Genomic DNA, 22,511 nt, shown 5'->3' on the forward strand with positions numbered 1-22,511 from the left:
ACAGCTGTTTGAATGCCGGATACTCAGTTTCCAGAGCAAAAACAGCTGTTTGAACGCCGGATACTCAGTTTCCAGGGTAAAAACAGCTGTTTGAATGCCGGATACTCAGTTTCCGGAGCAAAAACAGCTGTTTGAATGCCGGATACTCAGTTTCCAGGGCAAAAACAGCTGTTTGGATGCCGGATACTCAGTTTCCAGAGTAAAAACAGCTGTTTGAATGCCGGATACTCAGTTTCCAGAACAAAAACAGCTGTTTGAATGCCGGATACTCGGTTTCCGCTCTTTGCGCCCATCGCGGGCGGGGGCCGGGAAAGATTACCAACCCGGATTCTGCTTCAGATTCGGATTCATCACCAAATCGTTGGCAGGGATGGGATAGAAATAGAGTTTATCGTTCCATGTGCGTTTCTGATCTTTCATGAAGACGAGCGTATGTCCGTCGTCAGCAAGCTGCGTGTTGTTGTTGGCTCCGTTTTCGAGCGTTTTCCCGACGTAGAGGTAATATACGCCGGGCACTTTCCGGGGCTTGCGGTTAAGCGTGAAGCATACATCAAGTTTACCGTCGCCATTCATATCGTAAGGCACATCGAGCTCCGGGATATAAATCCCGTCCCAAACCTTCGTAGCGGCTTCGCCGGCTTTCCAGCGGCAGATGTCGGCCCACGAGAACCCTTCGAACGAAAGTTCGATGGCGCGTTCACGGCGTATCTCGAGAATCTCCGGATTCGAGACGGAGGGGAAGAAGCGACTTTGCAGGTACGGATCGGGCACGGTCGGTTTCTGATCCAGTCCTCCGGTGATGCCGGCACGGGCGCGCAACGCCCCGACGGTCGTTTTCCAATCCTCGTCGGTGAGCGTTCCCAGCTCGGCTTTGGCCTCGGCATAGTTGAGCAACACCTCGGCATAGCGGAAGAGCGGTACGTTGTTGTCGCAGATATCGACATTGTCGTACTGCGTATCGTCGAGCGTAAACTTGCACGTATGGTATCCGGTGATGGCATAGGCATAATCCGGCGCGGTCGGCACGGCCTCGCCTCCGCTGATACGCGTGAATCCGGGCGTGCGGATGGTCTGCGCCAGACGGGTATCGCGGTCTTTGCACTCTTCGACGAAGGAGGTCGTTCGGTAATCGGCTCTGGCCGTGAAAGGTGTCCCGTCGCGCATCAGATACGTATGGACGAAAGCGCGTGTCAAGCTGGGACATACTCCGAAGGTGACGGACGTCCATCCGCGGTTGCCGGAATGTGCGACGCCCAGTTTACCGTCGAAAGTAACGGCATACAACACCTCGTCTGCCACGGGCTTTTGCGTCACGAAGAGCTTGCGGTAGGAACGTTCTACGCCGTCGGCAGTGTAGACGCGATATCCCGCTTTCATCACGATGCGCGCGGCTTCTTCGGCTTCTTTGAGCCACGCGCCGGCCGATGCCGTCAAGCCCGCTTCGGTATGATACTTGCGGAACGTGCCTTCCCACAGACAGACGCGCGACTTAAACGCCGCGGCGACCGTTCGCGTAATGGTGGAACACGTCTCGTCACGCTCCTTGAGGATATGGGCGATGGCAAAATCGAGATCGGCCTTGATGGAGTCGACAATCAGGGTACGGCTGTCGCGTCCGGCATACAAGCGTTCGTCGTTCACTTCGAGCGGACGGTTGATCCAGGGCAGGTCGCCGAAGCGCTGCATCATCCCGAAGTAGAAATACGCCCGGAAAAAACGCGCGATGCCGAGGTAATGATTCCGGGTACGCACCGGCACAGCCGCACTGTTGCAGTTTACAATGAAATAGTTGATGTTGCGCAACGTCCCCCAATGCCATCCGGAGCTTTCTTCGGCGCTAAATCCGTTTTCGGTCAGATATTTGACGACTTCGTTCGTGGCAATGTAGTACGAGGTGGTGTTGCGCACCGTATACGCGGGTAATTCATTGTAGAACGAGTTCGTGTACATTTTCAGTCCCGTTTCGGTCCGGAACACCGGCTCTTTCGAAACGGTCGCCTTGGGAAGTTCTTCCATATCGCACGCCCATAAGAAGGCGAGCGAACACATGATCGTATATGTTATTTTTTTCATCGTTCGTTTATTTTAAAAGGTGACAGATAAACCTACACTTACACTTTTGAGTACCGGATAGCTGTATGACTTGCCTCCCCCCTGAATGATGGAGTTCGTGCCTCCGGCGGCGTTAACCATATTCTTGGCCTCGGCGTCTTCGCCGTAGATCGTAGCCACGTCGAAGTTTTTCGTGCGTTTGTAGAGAGGCGACCAAGTCCATAGATTCTCGGCCGAGAGATAGAGCCTTGCCTGTTGCATCCTGACTTTCTCGGTCAGACGTTTGGGAAAGTTGTATCCGATCTGCACATTCTTCAGGCGCAGATACGCGACATTTTGCAAATAACGCGTCTGTACGACCGACAGCTCACGCGTGCCCTGCAACGCCGTATATCCGCGATAACGGGGGAAATACGTGTCCGGATTCTCTTCCGACCAAATTTCGCCGAGCATCGACCGGGGAATGTTGTTGTACGGACGGTTGTATTGTCCCCAGAACAGCGCGTTGTCCGTACCGGGCCACCAGTCCTGCTTGCCCACGCCCTGCAAGAAGGCGGAGACGAACAGACCGTTCCAGTCGGCACCAAGATGGATGCTGTACGTATAACGCGGCGTGGTGTTACCGATCACTTTGCGATCGCCGGGATCATCGACCTTATTCGTGCCGTAATTGATCACGCCGTCTTGATTCAAATCCTTGAACTTGATATCACCGGGTAACCACTTCTTCGAGTTCGAAGCATAGTAGAGCGACTGGTCGGCATGCGATTTGACATCTTCTTCCGACTTGAAGAATCCTTCCGTGACGTAGCCCCATACCTCGCCGACGGTCATGCCCTCGTAATAATCTCCCAGATGCTTCTGTTGATTGTTGTACCGGTCGATGGTCGAAGTATAATCGGCCAGTGTCAGCCGCACATCGTACGAGAACGGTTTGCCGGCGAGCGTCAGGCGGTCGTTCCAGTTAAGCGTCAGCTCCCATCCCCGGGTCGTCATATCGGCGTAGTTACCTTTCGGCGTAGCGGCTCCGAACACGGCGGGGAGCGTGGTGCCGACGGTATACATATCTTTCGTCTTGCGCACGTAGTAATCGCCCGAGAAACGCATCCGGCCGTCGAGCAGGCTGAAATCCAGCCCGGCGTTAGCCGTCGTGGCCGTTTCCCATGTCAACTCGTTCGGGATGATGGACGGATGCGAAGTGGCCTGATTGAGCTTCCCTTCGATCAGGCGCGACATGCGGTAGATATGAAACAGTTCGCGATACGCATACGAACGGATGTTACCGTTGCCCAACGAACCGTACGAAGCGCGCAGCTTCACATCGGAAAGCACTTCTTTACTCACCTTCCAGAACGGTTCTTCCGAGAGCCTCCATCCGGCCGATACGGAAGGGAAGAATCCCCATTGCTGGTCGGTCGGGAACTTCGACGAGCCGTCGAGCCGTCCGTTCACTTCGAGCAGGTAACGGTCTTTGAGCGCATAGTTGAAACGGAAGAACCCGCCTGCGATACGCCATTTCTCGTAATCGCCGGAGATCGTGATGCCTTCGCCGTTGGCCATATTTATGTTGTCGGCATCTTCGAAAATCAACCCGTTGCGCCTTGTGTGCAACGAATTGTAGACGGATTGCTCGTAGTTGTAGCCGATCATGCCTTTCAGGTAATGAGCGTCGTACCACTTCTTCTCGTATTCGGCATAAAGATTGGCCGCGAGATACTTCTTCGTCGAATGTACTTTCTGATAGTCGTTCGTCGACGATCCCAGATACGAAATCACGCCTTGTTTCGAGCTGTAAGGTACCGGCACACGCTTCGTCTTGCTGGTGTTGTCGGTGTTCCGGTATGTTAAATCGCCCTTGACACGTAACGAATTATCGAGGAAAGAGGCGGTGAACGAGGTGGTGCTGCGTAAGATACGATTGTCGTAGTCCGTCGCGTTCTTACCGTAGTAAAAATCGCCGACACTATACGCCGCCGCCATCGTCAGGGTTCCGTCGGGATTGAGTAGCGGGCTCATCGGCTCGGCTTCGCTCTCCAGACCGTACCAGACGTTTCCGTCGGCCACCGTCAGCGGATTATGGTACGCCATCTGCGAAAATTCCATATTGTTCTCGACCTTCAGCCATTTGAATATCTGTGCCGAGCCTTTCGCCCGGACGTTCATGATGCTGTAATCGTCGCTGTTGTAGCGGAACAGCCCGTCTTGTCCGTAGTAATGTCCCGACACCATAAAATCCGCCTTGTCGTTTCCGCCCTGCACCGTCACGTTGTGATCCTGCGCATAGAACTGCTTTTTATACAGGAGATCATACCAGTCCGTATTGCCATAGTACAGATAATTCCCGGCGGCATCCGTCTCTACTTCGGGCGCGCCCGATCCGGGACGGCGCTTAGCCATCTCCTTATACCAGTCGTCCGTATATTTCACGGCTTTGTGGAATTTCGAAGGCATCCGGGCATAGTCGTACCAAGCCGAATAGGCTTCGACAAATCGCGTGGCATACTCGTAGGTATCAGTCAGCATATCGGGAACCACAGTCGGCGACTTGACGGAGAAGTTGCCCGAATAAGTGACGGAAGTACGTTCCTTGTTCGGATTCTTCGTCGTAATGAGCACGACGCCGAACGCCCCGCGAGCCCCATAAATGGCTGCCGAAGCCGCATCTTTCAAGACGGAAACGCTCGCGATATCGTTCGGGTTGAGCATCGCAGGATCGCCCTCTACCCCATCGATCAGCACAAGCGCCGCGCCCCCCTGCCCGATCGAAGTCGTGCCGCGCACGTTAAAACTCGAGCTGCGCATCGGCTTGCCGTCGGCCAGCGTGATGTTCAAATTCGGAACGGCGCCTTGCAAGCCCTGCGTCACGTTCGTCATCGGACGATTGTCAAAGACTTCGCTCGTCACCTGCTCCACGGCGCCGGTAAGGTTGATGCGCCGCTGTGTACCGTAACCGACAACCACGACTTCCTCCAACCCTTGCGCATCTTCCTTCAGCACGATATTCAGTGAAGTCTTGCCCTTTACGGAAACGGTTTGTGTCACGTACCCGATGAATGAAACTTCCAACATCGCGTCGGAAGGTATGCGGATCGAGAAACGACCGTCTACATCGGTGCTCGTACCGTTCGTAGTGCCCCGTTCCACGACATTAGCCCCAATCACCGGCTCGCCTTTCTCATCGCGAACGACACCCGAAACGGTCATCGTTGTTTGCTGCGTAACCTGTTCATTTCCCGGAGAAAGAAAAAGAGGCGCCGCGTAAAAATCAGCAGGAGAAAGCATGATCACCCCTGCAACATATAAGCTTGAAATGAAATGTTTGTACTTTGTATATTTTTCCATGATACATCATAAATGATTAATAAAAACGCATTTTTCATGTCGGAGAATCGGTCTCTCCCTGTTTCATTTTTCTTTTTTCATTGGCATTGTATTTTAAAAATTATTCATAAAACGAGGCGAAGATATATTTTTTTCATACAAACCCCTCGCATTTCCTGTAAATATTTTCATCTTTTTTTATCCTGAATAAAGGACATCAAAAGACCTCCGATCCTTTTTGCTTTCATTCCCAGATTCCGCAATAGAAAATATAAGCATGAATTTCATTCAGGCCTTCAGCCCTGCGAACAAGGTCTGGATGTCGATCCCCCACCCTTGCGGGATAGGGCTGAAATAATCCGGGCTTTCAGCCCTCGTAAACCCCGCAGAGGCGGTGAGTTGTTGAATTGTTGAGATGTTTATTTGTTTAGTTGTTGGCCGGCTGAACGCTGAAGGATGATTGCTGCAAAAGCCCTGAAAGGGCAAAATAATTCAGCCCAATGTGGAGCGAAGCGAAGCGTTGGGGAAACAAGGCAGTCCCTCGGCGGAGGGCTGTAAGCCTGACATATTCCAATTGTCAATGGTCAATTGTTATGCATGGTAAACGCCGAATCATGTACCCGGTATGACAATTAACAATTGACAATTAAATAATGGTAAACGCCGAACTGTGTATCGCATAATTTGGGTTCATTTTCGCATCGCATAGTCGCAAGAAGGGTATTACACGGAGATGAAAGAAATGGTTACATTCACGCAATATGTGTGAGAGGGAGAGATGCGCCCCCGCCATGCTTCGTCAAGCATTTTTCACCCACACTCCACGACAAAAAATCTTATTGATAGCCCGAATTTCCAACGCGCAGTGATCGAGAACGCGATCGCTTGATATACAGACAATTTTTTGTTTCCATAACATGACTTCTCGGATGTAATGCCATGACAGGACGAGATACCCAGATGAGTACGGAGCGCTATTGTTTTCCCTGTCCTATTTTCGGCTTGGCTACATTCCCCTTCGTTCGATCATACCCATTCCCGTTATTTTTAAAGAAAAAAGGGATCACGATCAGCAATAAGATCGATGTTACCCCGATAATCATGGCCGTTTTCAACCCTTTTTGCAGTTGTTCAAACGTAACGGGATTTTCAATTCCCCAAAGCTCTAAAGAGAAAAAGGCAGCCGTACAAAGGATGCATGCCACAGCAATCGTTCCGATAATATATTTCATTCTTTAATAATTAATTGATTTCACCATTGACTTAACAATTCCTGTTTCTTTGCATCGTAATCTTCCTGCGTGATCATTTTTTCGTCTAACAGGATTTTGAGTTTACGTAGTTTTTCGGCTATGTCGGTGTTGCTCGCCGACAGGTAACTGTCGGTTTGCTCGTTGAATTTTTTTCCTATCTCCATACCGACGCCAAGTTGTAGTCCGGCACCGGCCAATCCCCCTTCGTTACGGGCGGCATCCCGCAAGGCGCGCAATTTTTCGAGTTCGACATAGCTCAATCCTGCCTGTTCGGCAGCTTTCACATCGGCCGAGATGTCTGCCACACGGGCGATTCTTGCCTGCGTCTGTTCGTCGAATTGGGTGCCTTCAATCCGAAAATCGGTTAGTTGCAGCCCGAGAAGGTCATACTCATCATTGATTTTCTTGGCCACTTCGCCTGCCATATCATCGATATGCCCGTCAATTTCGATATATGAATATCTTCTTTCGTGAATGACGTTCGCAATGAGTTGTAAAATGCGTTCCGTAATGATCCTGCTCATCTCTCTGGCTTGAAGTTCATCGCGACTGCCGGTTATTTCCGCGAAAAAGAATTTCGGATTCGTTATCCGGTACGAAAAATTACCGTTTAAACCCAATTCAACCGGGATTTTATACTCGTTGTCGATAAATTTAATCGGAGAGGAAGTACCCCAAGGCTGGTTGAGTATTTGAGCTTTGCGATAAAAATAAATCGCCAGCTTATGTTCGCTTTCGAAATTCTGCCGGAGTTTCGAAAGGGTTGTAATGAAAGGATGGTTGTCGGTTGCGAGATTGAATATCCCATCATTCTCGATTATATCGGCCATTTGCCCTTCATACACCAACATACACCCCTGCCCGGGGGCTACGATGAGTTTGCTCGCGTTGATGATCTCATCGCGTTTATGCGGATATTTGTACCAAAGTATTCCAGGATTCGCATTCTCCCACCGGATGACTCTTGAGAGTTGATTGTTGAAAATATTCAAAAAGCTCATAATTATTTTTTTTATGATCTACATCATTGATATTGTCGCACTAATGATCGAAATTCCACTTGATATATACGCTCTCTTTGTTTTGCGTATTGAATAACCAAGACTCTTTATTCGCAGTAAAGAGATATCCTCCTTTCACCTTAACGACATCTTCACTGAGCAGATAGTCCATATCGGCCGGCTTTGTCCACTTGATGGCTGCCGTCTCAGCATCGAGCAGCTGTATGATACTATTCCCCGAGAGGGTGGGTTGGAATGAAATCAACACCTCGCTGTCGTCATAGGCCCAAACCTTTCCCGAGATATAATCGCGGTCGGGAGTAAAATCATGAAATGAAATCAATCGTGACATTTCCGCGGTATAAGGTAATACGAGCACCTTCCGATAAGGAGAACTTTCGGTAAAAATTCCCGATCCTCCGAAGTCTTTTGTCCATGCAAAACGAGGCATATCGGTAGGATATCCGATTTGTTGCCAATAATCATACCGGATCAATTGTATTTTTTCGTCGGGAAAGTAATCGGAGGGATAAGAAAATTGAAATGCGACCTTTTTTCGGGCATCGAATGTTTTTCTGGGGAGCATCTTATAAAGCATCTCTTGACCGAAAACTTGATTGATTATGGGGTAATAATACAACTCTTTACCCAACTCATTCACCACCTTGAAACCATCGCCATCGTATGCAAATTTAATTTCGTAAACCCCTTTGGCCAGTTCGGGAAAATTCAACGTTTCAAAGAGAATCTCTTCGAGTTCATACGTCGCGCGATTCAATTTAAAAAGTTTCTTTTTGTTGATAATCGTATAAATATCACCATTTTCAAACAATTTTATGTCTGTGTCGGATATTTCAATTTCGCCCAGACCTGCTACCGGCTGAATCGAGATTTCTTTTTCGTCGACAGCCTGATAAATACCGTAGAACAATTGCTTCTTACCTAATACGGAATATTCTTTTTTTGATCCTCTGGTGCCGATAACGAGTATCATACCTTCGTCCATTGCATTGGCGAATCCCTTGAATTCGTAAACCCTGTCCCAGGAAACAACTTCTTTTTCTTCTATTTTGACGGGAAGACTCGAAGGAGAATGATCAAATGACGATTTCTGTAAGAAGACATTGGTGAAGACTCCAAAGAAAATAAAAAAAGAGACAACAATAGCTATGCCTGCAAATATGCGTTTGGTGTTTATCTTATTTAAATCACCTAAAGGGCTGTCATACTTATGGAAAATATTGATATCATCACTGTCAATAAAAAACTCCGTATAACAGCTCCTGCATTGATAATGATCGGTGCGTAATTCTTTTGCCTTCGTACTGCCACATTGCGGACATTTTATCACCTTAATTCGCTTGGCCATTTTCGATATAAATATTTCATGCAAACTTACAAAAAAAATCTTTACATGCTTTGGAAGTCAATAAGCACACAAGCATAACAGGACGATCTCATCTTGCAAGAAAACCGTTCAACCCAGATTACGCGATAGAACAAATAAGAATGAATATCATTCAGGCCTTCAGCTCTGCGAACAAGGTCCGGATGTCGATCCCCCCCCCTTGCGGGATGGGGCTGAAATAATTCGGGCTTTCAGCCCTTGTATGCCCTTCGGGGGGGAGTTGTTGAATTGTTTATTTGTTGAGTTGTTGGCCGGCTGAACATCCCCCTCTGCCCCCCTTCAAAGGGGGGGAAGAGCGGAGCCAAGGGGGATGTCATCCCTTCAAAGGGGGCAAGCATGGAAAACGCCGAACTGTGTACCCGGAAAATAACCATTGATAACTGACAATTAACCATTGACAATTAACATTAAATAATGGTAAACGACGAACTGTGTATCGCGGAATTTGGGTTCAAATGCGTAGGAGATGCTAATGATCGAACGATACGATTCCGGCAACCCTATGATACCGAACGACTAATCAAGGTGATAAAAATACTCTCTATCGTTTGACCAAGAAGCGCTTCTGTAATTTGAAGTTCTTCGGCCACTTGCCGATAGAGCGTGTGGATAAGAACAGGGCTTTCGTCGGTTTCGAGCAGAAGACGACCTGCCGCCCACGCGGAGTGAAGCGCCTCGGGATTGTAACGTACTCCGAAAGAAAGGTATAGACCGGCACCCAAAAGCTGTTCGGCCAGTTGCTTCTTGCCGCGGAATCCGTGGATAATCCATGGCATAACAGGACGGATGATCCGTCGGATGCGGAGCAGCTCATCCCACGCCTTGACACAATGAATAATAAGAGGCTTGCCTGTTTCTTCCGAGAGTTCTATCTGCCGGATAAAAAAATCTTCCTGAATGCCGGAAGGCGTGAGTGCCAGCCGGTCTAATCCCGCTTCGCCAACAAGGACAACCCGAGGATGCGATACCCATTTCTTCAGGACTTCCCACTGCCTGGCATTGACATACCACGGGTGAATACCGGCAGAGTAGAGCCGGTCAGAACGGAGTTCGAATGAAGCTCGTAAATCGAGGTTGAAAACAGCCTCCTCGTTCGGTCCTTGAGTCATTCGGTGTGTATGAATATCGAAATACCTCATCACGAAAAGATCAAAACGGCTAAGGAACGGGATCGTATCCGCTTCCTCCCCAAGGATGACAACGGAAAATCCGCTTCAAGGCAAGCCACAGGCCTTTGAATGGGCCGTGTTTCTTAAGCGCCTGAACAGTATATTCGGAGCAGGTAGGCGTGTAACGGCAACTGCCCGGTGTCAGAGGCGAAATACAATACCGGTAAAAGTAGACCGGAAGAAGCAGGATATTCGTCAGCAAGCGTCGGAGCATACCTCTTTTTTCCGGATGATATCCAAGGCTTTTCTGACCGCCTTTTCCATATCCGTATACGTACAAATCTCGTTGCTTACGTACATGAAAGCAATGTGTAAGAATTTTCCGGATTGCCTGTAAGCGTCAAAAAGTTCGCCTTTGTTCAGACGATACGCCTCACGTATAAGACGTTTAACTCGATTGCGCGACACAGCCTGCCTGATTCGTTTCTTAGGCGCACCCGCTAAAATAGAAATGCCCGGCACGGCATCATTCCGCACCGTGCCCGACATGTAAACGACCCTTAGGGGGTATGCCACAAAAGCCTGTCCTTTCTCAAAAAGCTGCTCAATATCTTTTCTCAGCGTCAGGCGCTCGTTTTTCGGGAATCGCTTTTTTTCAGCGACTTGCATTCTTCTTGCCGTTACCCAGTTCCTTCTTCAGATATTGTTCGAGGGCGGCTGTCATGGATGGAGCTTCGGGGGTGGGCGCTTCTACATCGAGTCGAAGCCCCGCATCAACGGCGGCTTTGGCAGTCGTCGGCCCAAAACATCCGATGCGGATATTCTTCTGTTTGAACTTCGGGAAGTTCTTCATCAGCGACGTGATACCCGAAGGACTGAAAAACACGAGCATATCGTAATCGAATTTTTCATCTTTGTCGAACTCGTTGCTGACGGTCCGATACATAACAGCCGTTTTATAGGCAATCTTTTTCGTATCAAGCACTGTCGTCAAATCATCTTTATGAATATCGGATACCGGCAACAAATATTTCTCTTTCGAGTGCTTACCGATGATGGTAATCAAATCATCCATCTTACCGCTTTGGCCGTAGAAGACCTTGCGTTTGCGATAGATGATGTATTTTTGGAGATAAACAGCAATCGTTTCGGTCATGCAGAAATATTTCATCGTTTCCGGAACGGTGATTCTCATCTCTTTGCAAAGACGGAAGAAATGATCGATGGCTGTACGTGCCGTAAAAATTACCGCGCTGTAATCGAGTATCGCGACTCGTTGTTGTCTGAACTCTTTTGCTGTCAACGGCTCTACTTTGATAAACGGGCGAAAATCAATGTCGACTCCATATTTTTCAGCAATGTCGAAGTAAGGAGATTTTTCCGACGTGGGTTTAGGTTGCGAGACCAGAAGCTTCTTAATACTCAATGCCATAAAGAACTTGTATCAATATTGTTATGCAAATAATTCAATCCTTCGTAAACGAATAACAAGGGTATAATTTCTTGGGCGCAAAGGTACGAACTTAAAAATAAAAACCCTGTATTTTTATTATAAAAGATACGAATAGTTGTGTAAGCAAGTGCTATACGATAGAGGATGTAAAGCGCAAGGTAGAGCATCAGGATGTAGACGGTATGTTGCCTGTCAAAGAGCAACCAGAACGTAGGAAAATAGAGCAACGTACCCCATATATAGGATAGGGAATGATAGCCATTTCGCCAAAGACTATACTTATCCTCCTGGCTAAACGCCTGTCCATAGATTGCATAGATTCCTTGTTTGAGCAAGTAGTAAACATAGAGCACGATAAAAAGAATTCCTATCAGCAGGAACGCTGGTCCAAAATCGTTCAGCCGCACATATCCGCCCTCCCCAACAAGCAAATAGAAGAAGATCGTGCATAAGAACAACATCTGGAACTTCATGAAAGCCTTGAAAAAGAGATTTTTTTTCATGGAGGTCTCGAACAGGTTCTGTCGCTCTCTAACAGACAACAAGCCTCGCATCATCTTCCAAATAAGCGGATAAAATATGCGAAAAATAATTGAAAAGATCGCAAGAAAGATGAGCATCATAATAAAAATGATGTCGTCTATATGTCGGCCATAGTCGAGACCGACCCCGATATACCCTTCAAAAATCTCGCTCTCCATCCGTTTATCTCTTTCCTTATCTTCTTTTGCGCGGACAAAGGTAATCATTCCGTTCTTAATTACGCACGCCTTCTCCTTCGTCTAATGCACATAACAATGTTTTTCAACAACATGAAAGATAAGAGACCATATCAGGCCCCATCGCCTGAAATGAAGAAAAAACAACCGGAAAAAAATCGAAACAGTTTCTTACCTTTGTCGGTCGAAAACCGTATATAATGATGGTAAAGAAACATGATTTTTTGGTGATCGGCGCCGGGATAGCCGGTATGAGCTTTGCGCTGAAAGTCGCTCCGAGAGGCAAAGTGGCTCTGGTATGCAAGTCCGGGCTGGAAGAGACGAACACGTTTTTCGCCCAAGGCGGGGTGGCATCGGTAACAAACCTGCTGGTCGATAACTTCGAGAAACATATCGAAGATACGATGATTGCAGGCGATTTCATGAGCGACCGTTCGGCCGTCGAGAAGGTGGTACGTGAGGCACCCGCCCAAATCGAAGAATTGATTAGCTGGGGTGTAGATTTCGACAAAGACGAAAAAGGGAATTTCGACCTGCACAAGGAAGGCGGCCATTCGGAATCGCGTATCCTGCACCATAAAGACAGTACCGGAGCGGAGATTCAAGCCAGCCTGATCCGTGCGGTCAAACGCCATCCGAACATCACGGTCTACGAACATCATTTTGCGATCGAGATCCTGACACAGCACCATTTGGGCGTGACGGTCACACGCCAGACACCGGACATCGCCTGCTACGGCGCCTATATCATGGATATGGCTACGGGACGGATCGACACGTTCCTCTCGAAAGTGACCCTGATGGCTACGGGAGGCATCGGTGCGGTCTATCAGACTACGACAAACCCGCTCGTGGCCACGGGTGACGGTATTGCGATGGTCTACCGCGCGAAAGGCACAGTCAAGGATATGGAGTTCGTCCAGTTCCACCCGACGGCCTTCTATCATCCGGGCGACCGCCCATCGTTCCTCATCACGGAGGCCATGCGTGGTTACGGCGCCGTTCTGCGTACCCTCGACGGGAAAGAGTTCATGGAACGTTACGACTCTCGTCTGTCCCTCGCCCCGCGCGACATCGTAGCGCGAGCGATCGATAACGAAATGAAAAACCGTGGCGACGAGCATGTCTACCTCGATGTTACGCACAAGGACGCGGAAGCCACGAAAAAGCATTTTCCGAACATCTACGAGCGGTGCAAAGGACTGGGCATCGACATCACCCAAGAATATATTCCGGTCGCTCCGGCAGCTCATTACCTCTGCGGCGGCATTCAGGTAGATCAAAATGCCTGCTCCTCCATCGCACGCCTGTATGCGGTAGGAGAATGCGCCTGCACCGGCCTCCATGGGGGCAATCGTTTAGCTTCCAATTCTCTGATCGAGGCCGTCGTCTATGCCGACGCGGCGGCGAAGCATTCCGTCGAACTGATCGCATCGCTCGATTATCAGGAAAATATCCCCGACTGGAACGATGAGGGCGTCCGATCGCCCGAAGAGATGGTTTTGATTACGCAGAACCTGAAGGAAGTGGGACAGATTATGTCGACCTACGTCGGGATTGTCCGCTCCGACCTACGCTTGAAGAGGGCATGGACACGACTCGATATTCTGTACGAAGAAACAGAGAGTCTTTTCAAACGCTCCGTCGCTTCACGCGATATCTGCGAGCTGCGAAACATGATCAATGTAGGATATCTTATTATGCGCCAAGCAATGGAGCGCAAGGAGAGCCGGGGGCTGCATTATAATATCGACTATCCTCCGAAGCAATAGACCGGAAGGCTGCTTCCTACGATATATCATGAAAACAGAAAGGCCGAAAATCGATATTGAGAAAGTGAGGCAGGGAGATCCCGATGCCTTCCGTGACTTTTTCGCCTTTCTCTACCCGAAGCTTAAGGCGCTGGCATGCCGGTTTGTCGATGAGGAGACGGCCGAAGACCTGACGCAGGATGTTTTCACTTCGTATTGGGAGCGTAAGCATTTGATACAAGCAGACAACATCTATTCGTTTCTGTTCAAATGGTTGCAAAACAACTGTCTGAACTGGCTGCGTCATCAGACAGTCGTCGAAGCATACGAAGAACAGATGCGCTTGGCCGAAGCGCGTAAGACCTACTGGGATCGTCAGCTGAATACGAATGATCTGCCGCGTCGGTTAATAGACGAGGATTTGCTCGAAACGATTGAGCTGGCTGTAAAAAAACTCCCCCCCAAACGCGCCGAAGCTTTTCGGTTATGTTATTATCGGAATATGAGCCATAAAGAGGTGGCAGCCATGATGAAAATCTCGCCACGCACAGTCGAAGGCCATATCCACGCGGCACTGACTTTTCTCCGCAGCAAACTGCGACATATACTGACCACATTGTATATGTTTTACAACATATTTTGATTTTTTCGGCGTTTCGGAGTACGTAGTCCGGAGTCGTTCGGTTGTCTTCTTTTTACAAGCCTAAAAAACAAATGATGAACGAACAACTGTTGGTGCGGTTTCTGACGAAGCAATGCTCGGCCGAAGAGCTCAAGAGCATTGACCGGTGGGTTGCGGCTGATCCCGCTCATGCCGACTGGCTATATGAAATGGAGCACTTGTGGAGTCTAAAAGATGAGCTGCGTTTTTCGGACGAACAGGAAATTAAACGATCGTATCGCCGCTTTCTGTCGCGGGTTAACCGTCGCGCGTTACCCGACACCAAAGGTAAACGATGGAGGATTTCCGCTTTTTTGAAGTATGCAGCCGCCATTGTGCTTGCGGGATTGTTGGCCGTAAACGGATATGATTTGTTACGGAGCAAGAGGCCATACCTCGCCATGAACACCATCGAAGTACCTGTCGGACAGCGTGCCTCACTGCTTCTTTCGGATGGAACGAAAGTCTGGCTGAATGCGGGAAGTACATTGTCCTACCCGTCGGCCTTTGGAGAAAAAAACCGACCGGTTTCTCTCATTGGAGAAGCGTTCTTCGAGGTAGCCCATGATGCCGACAAGCCCTTTGTGGTACAGTCCGACCGGATGTATGTTGAAGTGAAAGGTACGAAGTTCTGTATGAAAACTTATCCCGAAGAGAGAGCCATAGTCACTCTAGCGGAAGGTAGTGTACAAGTCTCGTCCGTCGATACGGACTATCAGGTGATGTTGAAACCCAATGAGCAAGTCTCGTATTCCGAACAAGAAGGATGGGTACTGACCGAAAATGTGGATGCGGAACTAACCCATTCATGGATAGACGGCGAACTGTATTTCGTGGAACAACCGCTGACAGAAATCACAAAGAGCTTGGAGCGTCGTTTCGGCGTGCGGATACGGATACGCAATCCGTTGTCGGCCGATGACACATACACCTGCCATTTCCGTGAGACGGATTCGCTGGAGCGAGTCTTGTCTCTGCTGAAAGAAACGCGACAGTTAGACTACAAGAAACTGAACGATGGAACCATCGAAATGATAACCGTAAAAAAATGAAGTGCCTATGAGAAAAACAAAAGCGTAAAAAGAAACCGGAAATGCGGCAACATCTCCGGTTCCGATTCATTCAATAACATTGTTGACAAGCAAAATATTATTCATTAATCAATTACAAATGTATGAACTTTTACACGAAAAACAACACGGGCAATGAACCAACAGCAGTTTCATGGCCCGGAAAAAGTCTGATAATCATGAGATGTATTGTACTTTTTTGGCTACTCGGCACCTTACAGGCCATAGCGAATCTTTCGTATTCGCAGTCGGTACGGCTATCGTTAGAGATGAACGATGCGACCGTGCGAGAAGTCCTGTCCGTCATTGAGCGGAAAAGCGATTTTTATTTCACGTATAACTCGACACAGATCGAAGCCGCAAGGAAAATCTCCGTCCATGTCAAGAATCGTCTGATAACCGATGTGCTTGATGAGATGTTTGCCGGACAAAACGTGAATTATACGATTAACGACAAACATATCGTATTGTACAAAGACAACACGCCACCGGCCGATGCCGCTGCTGCGTCACCACCCTCAAAGCGCATCACGGGAAAAGTATCGGACATACAGGGCGAGCCGATTATCGGAGCAAATGTGATCGAGAAAGCAAACCCCGCGAACGGTACGATCACCGATGCGGATGGGACATTCGCGTTAAATGTTCCTGAAAAAGCCGTCTTGGTTGTTTCTTTTATCGGCTATCACACGCTCGAAATCGCGATAAACGGTCAGTCGGTATTTAATATCACCCTTTCGGAAGATATGCAAGCCCTCGAAGAAGTGGTGGTCGTAGGCTACGGAACACAAAAGAAAATAAACTTGACCGGAGCCGTATCAAGTGTATCCCGGAAAGAACTGGACAACCGGCCGATCACTTCTTTATCAGCAGGAATACAAGGGTTAGCTCCCGGAGTCACGGCATTAACGGCCTCCGGTAAACCGGGTGCCGACGGTGCGTCGTTCCAGATTCGGGGCAAAGGTACGTTAAACAATTCGAATCCCTATATCCTTGTCGACGGGATAGAGACAGGAACCATCGACCAAATCGATCCGAACGATATCGAATCTATATCCATCCTAAAAGATGCGGCATCAGCCGCTATTTACGGTTCGAAAGCCGCAAACGGTGTCATCCTTATCACCACCAAACGAGGTGTGGAGGGCAAACCGGTCGTTTCATATAATGGTTCATATGGTATTCAGAACGCGGTAACCCTTTTGGACGAAATGAGTTCAGCCGACTACGCAACCTTATATAACCAAGCATTGACCTCGGCCGGAAAGAGTCCTCGATTCACCGAACAAGAAATACAGAAATTCCGTGACGGATCGGATCCTTATAATTATCCCAATACTGATTGGGTCGGTATGGCTTTTGGAACGGGTATGATACAAAAACATAATGTAAACGTCATGGGTGGACATGACAAGGCTAAGTACATGATATCAGCCGGTTATTTAACGCAGGAAGGTATCCTGCGGAACAGTGATCGTGAACAATTTAATTTACGTTCAAACTTGGATGTTCAGCTGTCGAAGAATGTATCCGTCCGTTCAAGCATGTCGTACATTCGCAATAACCGTTCGGAGCCTATACCGTCATATGCTGTGAGCAGCTTATCGGGAGGAATTGTGCGCCAACTGTTTCGTATTGCCCCATGGATTCCCTATAAATATGAGGACGGATCGTATGGTTCGATTGGAGACGGCAACCCGATTGCATGGCTCGATATTAATGAGCGAATCCGATATAAGAATCAAAATTTTTCGGGTATTATCGCTGCGGACTGGAAGGTGACAGAGGGCTTAAAACTGACAGGACAAGTAGCCTATATATCGAATGTTCAAAACGTCAAGCGATTCATGAAAGATATTCACTATAAAATAGGTTATCATGGTCCGAATGAACTTTACGAGTACATCAATCTGTGGAACAGAGCTTCTTTTGATGGTTTGGGCAATTATGAGAAATCGTTCGGGGCACATAACTTAAAAATTTTATTAGGATACAAAGCCGAAAAATATAAGTTTACGAACTTAACCGGTAGCAGGACAACATTTCCCAATAATAATCTGACCGATATGGATGCCGGTACAGCATCGACACAGACAAACAGCGGTTATTCACGTGAGTTGGGGCTGATGTCCGGTTTTGGACGGATCAACTATGACTATAAAGGACTCTATCTGTTCGAAGTCAATTTACGTGCGGACGGGTCATCCCGTTTCAGCGCCGACAACCGCTGGGGATATTTCCCCTCGTTTTCTGCCGGCTGGCGTATCTCGGAAGAGTCATTTATGAAGCCGGCGGAAGATTGGATACAATCTCTCAAAATAAGAGCCTCATGGGGACAACTGGGAAACCAAGATGCCTTGACGGACTATTACCCCTGGCTGGTTACCTATGCCATCGGAAAAAACTATCCGTTCGACAATTCTCTGAATACAGGAGTGACAAAAACAGCCCAAAAACTTTCTTCGATTAGTTGGGAAACGACAACAAATGCCGGCATCGGATTAGACTTGTTGTTTCTGAGACATTTTTCGTTAAGTGCAGATGTCTACCGACGTACAACAAAAGACATCATCATGAATGTTCCTGTTCCCGGTACTTTCGGAGTAGACCCGTATAAAGACAACATCGGATCGGTGAGAAACAGTGGTGTCGAAGTGGTTTTTGGATGGAATCAGAATCTTCGGGACTGGAATTTGGGAGTAGATGCAAATTTTGCCTATAACAAAAATGAGATTCTTAATCTGGGGGGTGTTGATGAGATGATCGATGATTATTACATCAATAAAGTAGGCAGGCCCTATCACTCCTATTACGGTTATGTGGCAGAGGGATTATTCCAGAGCAAAGAAGAAGCCGATGCTTATACTCAAAAATATGGGAATCCTTTCGGACGCAAATTTATGGCCGGAGACTTACGTTTTAAGGATGTAAACGGAGATGGTAAGCTGACGCCTGCCGATCGAGACATCATCGGATCGAGATTCCCCAAATTCACTTTTGGAGGAAAATTATTCGCAAGTTGGAAGAATACCGTTGACTTTTCTCTTCTTTTTCAAGGAGTGGTCGACGCAAGTCGTTATTTCTCCGAAACACTGACTGGTGATTTCACAGGCGATACTTCTCATCCTTCAACCGTATGGTTAGATAAATCATGGTCTGACAAGAACCCGGGAGGTACGTGGCCCCGTGTTTCCGAAGGAAAAACATCGGCCAGTCATCCGGGTATTCGTTCGAGCTTCTGGTGCGTTTCCACAAATTACCTGAGGATTAAAAATATCCAACTAGGATATAATTTTCCGAAACACATTCTGAGCAAAATAGGGATCAGCAGAGCAAGAATCTTTTATTCCGCCGAAAACATATTCACTTTCGACAACCTCGATCTGAACGTAGACCCTGAAACGCCAGACGGAAACGGTTACATTTATCCAAATGTAAAGACGCACTCTTTTGGTATCCATTTAACATTTTAAAAAGCACACATTATGAAATCATCTGAATTATTTAAAATAATCATATTATCCGGAATAGGGTTAGCCTGTTCGTCATGCGACGGATTCTTCGATCTGACTCCGAAAGATCAGTTAACACCCGCGACCTTTTGGAAAACAGAGACTGATGCACAACAAGCGGCCACAGCATGCTATGATAACTGGGTTGACAATGCCCAAGGTTCATCAATTATTTTCTTTGATGACACCATGTCCGATATTGGCTATAATTACACACGAACAAGGAACTATGCTTATGTTGGAAATGGTACGACGACACCAGCCCATGCCGTGCAGTATTACAAATATGTGACTATTAATCGGTGCAACCTGTTTCTTGAAAATATTGAAGAGGTGCCTTTTGCAAGTGAAACGATCAAAAAAGACTTGATCGCGCAAATTCGTACCATCAGAGCGTGGTATTATTTCCGACTCTGCTTCTGGTATGGTGGAGTACCCCTGATCACGCAGACTCCGAATGTATCCGAGGATGCACAAGTGCCCAGAAACACGGAAGAAGAAGTCCGAAAATTTGTCTTTGACGAATTGGACGCGGCCATTGCCGATTTGAACGACGCGCCATCGCAAAAAGGGCGGATTGCCAAGGGTACGGCATTGGCTATAAAGATGAGGGCCAATCTTTACTGGGGTAATTATGCTGAAGCTCGTCAGGCTGCACGAGCCATCGTCGCGCTACAGCAATATGAGCTGGATCCTGACTTTCTATCGATATTTAACATCGCAGGACAAAATTCGAAAGAGATTATTTATGCTTACCAACATATTCAGAACACTTACAAATTCACTAATGCCATTCGTATGTTTAACAATCAGGATGGCGGATGGGCATCTTGGGTGCCCACTCTGAATCTGGTGAATATGTTTGAAATGAATAATGGATTGATGCCTGATGAAGCAGGTTCCGGATACGATCCGGTACACCCTTTTAAGAACCGTGACCCTCGTCTTTCCAAAACCATCATCTACCCCGGTATGAATTGGATCGGAGCCGATGGCAAACAACGGATTATTAACACAGTAGACAAAAAAGTAAACGGCAAAAAGAATTACGACCATTATCTGGCGGCAGATAATGCTTCAAAAACCGGTCTGACTTTCGCAAAATATGCAGCTCCTATTTCACAGTATTCTCCGGCACTGAATAATGATAATCTTTGTCCTATCTTCTTTCGTTATGCCGAAGTCTTGCTGACGATTGCCGAATGCAATGTAGAGCTGAACGAAAACTTGGACGAGGCTCTCGATTTGATTGATTTACTGCGGCAGCGGGGAGGCCAGATAAAGACAGACCGAAACAAATACAATACGCTCGGTAAAATTCGTTCGTTAGTCAGACGCGAACGGACAATCGAACTGGCCGGAGAAGGTTTCCGTCGGCCAGACATCGTTCGTTGGAAAGATGAAAACGGACAACTCGTGGCTAAAACGGTTATGAATGGCCCTCTCTATCGAATGATCGGTACCATAGATTATGCGAAGGATGATGTAGATATGCGGTTTATACAAACATTACCGACCGAAGCCAATAAAGCCGACCGGCTCATCGAATCACGTAAGTTTGAAGATTATCAGCGATATCTTCCTATCCCTCAATCCGAGATAGACAAGAATCCGAAACTGAAACAGACACCGGGCTATGAGAAATAATTTATCTTTCGGCATGACGGAAAAAATCATTTTTATCCTGCTTACGCTGTTGCTATGCCCCATCTCGGCTTATAGCCAAAACATTCAGATCACTCATGGGCCGTATTTGCAAAACATGAAGGAAACAGAAGTAACGGTTGCATGGGAAACAGACGAGCTTTCTATCGGATGGGTAGAAGTTGCTCCTGACGATGGTTCGCATTTTTATGCGGCTGATCGTCGAAAATACTTCGACACGAAAGCAGGATTAAAAAATGTATCGACACTTCATATCGTCAGATTATCCGGATTAAATCCGGGCACGGCTTACCGCTATCGCATTCTTGCGCAGGAGGTAACCGGACGTCATCGTACTCACGTATACTATGGAGATGTCGCTTCGACCGATGTCTATCGACGTAAACCTTTGACGTTTAAAACAAACGATCGCAACCAGAAAAGCGCCTCGTTTGTCATACTCAATGATGTGCACAACAGGGAGAATCTTATTTCTCCCTTGTTGCACCATGCAGGTATAAATGATAAGGATGCCGTCATCTTTAACGGCGATATGGTGTCGGAATTTACAGACAAGGAAACCATCTTTACTGGTTTCATGGACGAAAGCATTGCATCCTTTGCAAAGGAGACTCCACTATATTATGCACGAGGGAATCATGAGACAAGAGGCGAATTTGCCATTCATTTTCAAGACTATTTTTCTCCATACGAGCCACATCTTTATTTCACATTCCGACAAGGTCCTGTATTCTTTATTATACTGGATACCGGCGAAGACAAGCCCGACAACGATATTGAATATGCCGGGATAACGGACTATGACACGTATCGATCCGAGCAGGCCGAATGGCTTAAGAAGGTCTTGCTCTCAGAAGAGTACATGCAGTCGCCATTCAAAGTGGTTATCGCGCATATTCCTCCGCTCCCGATGGATAATGCTTGGCATGGTAGTCGAGAGGTAATGCATAAATTCGTTCCTCTGCTTAACAACGTCGGTATTGACATGATGATCTGTGGTCATCTTCACCGTCATTTATATCAGGAACCTTCGGAGCATTTCAAATTTCCGATACTTGTCAATTCCAACAACTCTTGTGTCACAGTTACCGTAAACGAAAAAGAAATGAATATAAAAGTATATGAACTTGACGGAAAAGTGTCTTTTGATAAAACATATACGGCCAAATAGGCTCTTTTCTTGTTGCTTTATGAGCAAAGAAGCTGAAGTAACATATTTTCCCCTAACTTCGTATTTCCGTCCTCCTCCTCAATCGTCCGCCTTTTTGTTTTCCGCACGAATATAGACCTTTGCAGTTAAAAAAAGCCCCATATTCAATTTAAACAAAAGAAATCCTTAACCAATTCAATAGAATTAGTTTAAATCAAAAGACCTAACATTTCCCCAATATACAATTTATTAGAATGCCAATCAATTAATCCCCAATTACGCGATACACAGTTCGGCGTTTACCATTATTTAATGGTCGTACATTTGTGCGTTTGTTAATAATTCAATAATTACTAACTTTGATATCAGCATGGACAAAGACCGAT

General features: G+C 47.3%; 16 protein-coding genes. 6 read left to right on the plus strand and 10 right to left on the minus strand.

The window, feature by feature from the left end; translation table 11 throughout:
- Positions 1 to 315: 315 nt before the first annotated feature.
- From EII41_RS10630 to EII41_RS10675, 10 genes are all read right to left on the minus strand, one after another.
- The gene (locus EII41_RS10630) at positions 316 to 2,073 is read right to left on the minus strand and encodes a RagB/SusD family nutrient uptake outer membrane protein (RefSeq protein ID WP_124790562.1); all 1,758 of its coding nucleotides are present in this window, start codon (positions 2,071 to 2,073) and stop codon (positions 316 to 318) included.
- A 12-nt stretch (positions 2,074 to 2,085) separates the two neighbouring features.
- On the minus strand, positions 2,086 to 5,334 hold the full coding sequence (locus EII41_RS10635; protein WP_124790572.1) for a SusC/RagA family TonB-linked outer membrane protein: 3,249 nt from the start codon (positions 5,332 to 5,334) through the stop codon (positions 2,086 to 2,088).
- A 1,013-nt stretch (positions 5,335 to 6,347) separates the two neighbouring features.
- Positions 6,348 to 6,605: an outer membrane assembly protein gene (locus EII41_RS10640; protein WP_124790563.1), complete on the minus strand. Its 258-nt coding sequence runs from the start codon at positions 6,603 to 6,605 to the stop codon at positions 6,348 to 6,350.
- Between the two features lie 20 nt (positions 6,606 to 6,625).
- On the minus strand, positions 6,626 to 7,627 hold the full coding sequence (locus tag EII41_RS10645; RefSeq protein WP_124790564.1) for an SPFH domain-containing protein: 1,002 nt from the start codon (positions 7,625 to 7,627) through the stop codon (positions 6,626 to 6,628).
- Between the two features lie 40 nt (positions 7,628 to 7,667).
- Positions 7,668 to 8,996 (minus strand): hypothetical protein, encoded by a 1,329-nt coding sequence (locus tag EII41_RS10650; RefSeq protein WP_124790565.1) that lies wholly within the window; start codon positions 8,994 to 8,996, stop codon positions 7,668 to 7,670.
- 539 nt (positions 8,997 to 9,535) lie between these two features.
- The gene (locus tag EII41_RS10655; protein ID WP_185711896.1) at positions 9,536 to 10,144 is read right to left on the minus strand and encodes a TatD family hydrolase; all 609 of its coding nucleotides are present in this window, start codon (positions 10,142 to 10,144) and stop codon (positions 9,536 to 9,538) included.
- A gap of 49 nt (positions 10,145 to 10,193) precedes the next feature.
- The gene (yidD, locus tag EII41_RS10660) at positions 10,194 to 10,418 is read right to left on the minus strand and encodes a membrane protein insertion efficiency factor YidD (protein ID WP_124750633.1); all 225 of its coding nucleotides are present in this window, start codon (positions 10,416 to 10,418) and stop codon (positions 10,194 to 10,196) included.
- Positions 10,400 to 10,813 (minus strand): ribonuclease P protein component, encoded by a 414-nt coding sequence (locus EII41_RS10665; protein ID WP_124750632.1) that lies wholly within the window; start codon positions 10,811 to 10,813, stop codon positions 10,400 to 10,402. The genes yidD and EII41_RS10665 overlap by 19 nt, the downstream gene beginning before the upstream one ends.
- Entirely contained in the window at positions 10,800 to 11,570 is a 771-nt protein-coding gene (locus tag EII41_RS10670; protein WP_185711443.1) for a uroporphyrinogen-III synthase, read from the minus strand. The genes EII41_RS10665 and EII41_RS10670 overlap by 14 nt, the downstream gene beginning before the upstream one ends.
- Complete coding sequence (locus EII41_RS10675; RefSeq protein WP_124790567.1) at positions 11,567 to 12,346, minus strand: DUF4271 domain-containing protein; 780 nt, start codon at positions 12,344 to 12,346, stop codon at positions 11,567 to 11,569. The genes EII41_RS10670 and EII41_RS10675 overlap by 4 nt, the downstream gene beginning before the upstream one ends.
- Before the next feature lie 173 nt (positions 12,347 to 12,519).
- Between EII41_RS10675 and nadB the strand changes: the two genes are divergently transcribed.
- From nadB to EII41_RS10705, 6 genes are all read left to right on the plus strand, one after another.
- The gene (nadB, locus tag EII41_RS10680; RefSeq protein WP_124790573.1) at positions 12,520 to 14,088 is read left to right on the plus strand and encodes an L-aspartate oxidase; all 1,569 of its coding nucleotides are present in this window, start codon (positions 12,520 to 12,522) and stop codon (positions 14,086 to 14,088) included.
- Between the two features lie 28 nt (positions 14,089 to 14,116).
- Complete coding sequence (locus EII41_RS10685; RefSeq protein ID WP_124790568.1) at positions 14,117 to 14,710, plus strand: RNA polymerase sigma-70 factor; 594 nt, start codon at positions 14,117 to 14,119, stop codon at positions 14,708 to 14,710.
- Between the two features lie 71 nt (positions 14,711 to 14,781).
- On the plus strand, positions 14,782 to 15,780 hold the full coding sequence (locus tag EII41_RS10690) for a FecR domain-containing protein (RefSeq protein ID WP_124790569.1): 999 nt from the start codon (positions 14,782 to 14,784) through the stop codon (positions 15,778 to 15,780).
- 197 nt (positions 15,781 to 15,977) lie between these two features.
- Positions 15,978 to 19,271: a TonB-dependent receptor gene (locus tag EII41_RS10695; RefSeq protein WP_124790570.1), complete on the plus strand. Its 3,294-nt coding sequence runs from the start codon at positions 15,978 to 15,980 to the stop codon at positions 19,269 to 19,271.
- Positions 19,272 to 19,283: 12 nt separating this feature from the next.
- Positions 19,284 to 20,957, plus strand: a complete 1,674-nt coding sequence (locus tag EII41_RS10700) for a RagB/SusD family nutrient uptake outer membrane protein (protein WP_124790571.1) — start codon at positions 19,284 to 19,286, stop codon at positions 20,955 to 20,957.
- Positions 20,947 to 22,146 carry an FN3 domain-containing metallophosphoesterase family protein gene (locus tag EII41_RS10705; protein WP_260425558.1) on the plus strand — a complete coding sequence of 400 codons (1,200 nt, stop codon included), beginning with the start codon at positions 20,947 to 20,949 and terminating at the stop codon, positions 22,144 to 22,146. Before EII41_RS10700 ends, EII41_RS10705 begins: the two co-directional genes overlap by 11 nt.
- Positions 22,147 to 22,511: the final 365 nt, after the last annotated feature.

Origin of the sequence: Tannerella forsythia (assembly GCF_003860135.1) — a bacterium.
Classification (GTDB): Bacteria; Bacteroidota; Bacteroidia; order Bacteroidales; family Tannerellaceae; genus Tannerella; species Tannerella forsythia_A.